Origin of the sequence: Chitinophaga sp. (assembly GCF_035564935.1) — a bacterium.
Classification (GTDB): Bacteria; Bacteroidota; Bacteroidia; order Chitinophagales; family Chitinophagaceae; genus Chitinophaga.
Genome location: NZ_DATMTE010000956.1, coordinates 1 through 2578, shown reverse-complemented (window position 1 = coordinate 2578; position 2578 = coordinate 1). Strand labels below are relative to the sequence as shown.

Genomic DNA, 2578 nt, shown 5'->3' with positions numbered 1-2578 from the left:
GTGAAATTGCCTATGAATTAGATTTTGAAGTATCCGCCCGATAAACTACATATTTGATTGCTCGATTTGTTTCTTATAGTTCTGCGGGTACAGATCCTTCAGGTTCTTGTGGTTTATGGACATGATGTTTTGCAGTGTGTGCTTTAACCATTGGAATGGGTTCACACCATGCTTTTTACAGATAGCAAAGAAGGAATATATCATTGCTGCCCTTTGTGCCGCATCGTGGCTTCCGGCGAACAGGTAATTTTTGCGTCCCAGGGCCAGGGGCCTGATGGCATTTTCGATTTGGTTGTTATCTATATGGAGGCTTCCGTCTTTAAGGTATTCAGTCAACGGATCCCACCTGTCGGCGGCATAGTCCATGGCTTTTCCGATCTGACTTTTTGGTAATGTAGTTTTTATCTCCCTGCCGATCCACATCCCAAGCTCATTAGCCACTGGGAAGGCTTCCTCCAGGCGGAGCTGTTTGGTTGCTTCTGCATCCAGACCAGCATCCCTTGCCTTGCGTTCAACAGCATACAGCTGCTGGATATAGCAGAGCGCCTTTTCCGCCCTTGCCCGGTCATTTTCCAGTGCCCTTTCGAACTCGCGGCGCGCGTGTGCCCAACAGGCAAGGTGGGTGACCTCTTTTTTCTTTGCATACTTTTCGTATACCGCATAGCCATCGGTCTGGAGATAACCGCTGAAGCTGCCCAATATAGGCAATGGGGCACTACCGCCCCGGGTGGGACTGTAGTCGAAAAGCACCGTTCCTTCCAGCGGGGCATAATATACCCAATAGTACCCTTGGTGGGCAGCACCTTTTTTATCGCTGTCCAGCACTTTAATGGGACTCTCGTCCACCTGAAGATATCCTTTTGCTTTGGTATCGAATACCAGCTGGTCATAAAGCGGTTCGAGTTTGATCAGTGCTTCTTTCGCCCAGCCATCGATTGTGGAAGAGGGTATGTGGATATTTTCCCGCGCAAACCGCTGCTTCTGCCGATACAGCGGGAGGTGATCCACGTATTTGTCGGTCAGGATCATCGCCAGCAGGCCGGCCCCCGGGATCCCCTTAGCGATGACACGCTCGGGAAGCTCGGCGATCTTTACACCTTCACCGTTTTTGGCGGCATACTTATAACGGATGTAGCGTTTGATATAGAACTTTGCCGGCTCACATTCGAGCTCTTCGGTAATTTCTTTACCGATGCACACCATCCGGGATAGATCTCCCTGGGGGTGGATCTCGATCTCTTCTACCGGTAAGTGCTCAGGGAGTTTTGCCCGCCCGTGATGATTGGGGCGCTTGCGCACATACTCGATTTTTTCTTTGATTTCTTCCTGTTGATGCTCTACTTCAGCAGGATCCGCATTAAAAGGAAGCATAGTCTGAGCAGGATCGCCTTCAAAGCGCTCTCGTTTCTGGCCGAACTGCATCCGCTGGAACATCTCTACCTGGGCCTTTAGGTAATCACGCTCCCGGGTCAGGCGCTCGATCTCGGCCTGCTGTGCCTGTGTCTTACGCTCCAAGGATTTCCGCCCCGACAATTGCTGCCTGGCAATCTTTATAAGCTCTTCTTTCGAGAGGTTTTCCAGCTCTGTTTGCATACCCTAAAAATACACAAAAAGATGCGCTTAAGCAATAAAAAAAGCACTTTTAAACCAGTGAATAGCGTTTTTTTTGAACACTTTTCACTACCTGTATACCTTCAACCATCAGTACCAGGTCACTCCAGGACAATTCACCGTTTTTTACGTTCGGCGGCATGAAGGTACCGCTCTCCAGGCGCTTATAATAAAGTACAAAGCCTCCTTTTTCCCAGTGCAGTAGCTTCATATGTGTACGGCTACGGTTCAGAAAAACGAACACTTCACCACTGGTCGCCTGACGCTGCATGCCCGAACTGATCAGTCCGCAGAGTCCGTCGAATGATTTTCTCATGTCGCAAAAACCATCATAAAGATAAAAGCGGTGCGATGACCCCAGTGCAAACATCAGTACAGACGGATCAGCTGTGATACAAGGGCAAGATCATTTTCAGCCTTTATCAGTACACCGTTGGGATAAATAATCTCAATATCGCCCTTTCCCCGCGTCTTATTGATTGTTATAAAGCTACCGCGGGATGCTTCATTTTCTTTAATGCGCGAAAACCAATAATAAAAGGTCGCTTCGTTGATCCCATTTTCCGCGCAGTAAGCTTTCTTACTTTTTCCGCTCTGTTGCCAGTCTGCTATCATAGACAGCATACGCTTACGTTTTTCTTGAAGGTTGTTCATAGCTGCAAAGCTAACCACTGATCAAACCTAAGTCAATATGTACTTGGTAGGACGGAAACGGCCGCCTATGTAAATGAGTTTACCAGCTTGCCCCATGAACAGAAAAAAGCCGTTTGGATGATCTCCAAACGGCTTTTACTATCGGGCTATAAGCCTGTCATTTTGAGCTGACTATTTCTCCCACCATACCTTGGTATGGAAGTCATCTCCGCCCATCTGCTCGACGGCTTTAGCGTAGTTTTCCGGATTAAAGCGGCGTACTTCATTTTTGTACATAAACCGTGTCGGCATAACGCCATCGTAAAACATATAC

The 2578-nt window shown here is 48.1% G+C and carries 3 protein-coding genes; all 3 read right to left on the bottom strand.

The features are described 5' to 3' along the window. Positions 1-45 precede the first annotated feature (45 nt). Genes tnpC through tnpA form a run of 3 tightly spaced genes read right to left on the bottom strand, consistent with a single transcriptional unit; the run spans position 46 to position 2265 of the window. Positions 46-1593: an IS66 family transposase gene (gene tnpC / locus VN105_RS24750; RefSeq protein ID WP_325645284.1), complete on the bottom strand. Its 1548-nt coding sequence runs from the start codon at positions 1591-1593 to the stop codon at positions 46-48. A gap of 49 nt (positions 1594-1642) precedes the next feature. Further along, positions 1643-1981 (bottom strand): IS66 family insertion sequence element accessory protein TnpB, encoded by a 339-nt coding sequence (gene tnpB, locus VN105_RS24745; RefSeq protein WP_286862865.1) that lies wholly within the window; start codon positions 1979-1981, stop codon positions 1643-1645. Continuing rightward, entirely contained in the window at positions 1981-2265 is a 285-nt protein-coding gene (gene tnpA, locus VN105_RS24740; protein WP_414647262.1) for an IS66 family insertion sequence element accessory protein TnpA, read from the bottom strand. The genes tnpB and tnpA overlap by 1 nt, the downstream gene beginning before the upstream one ends. Positions 2266-2578 lie beyond the last annotated feature (313 nt).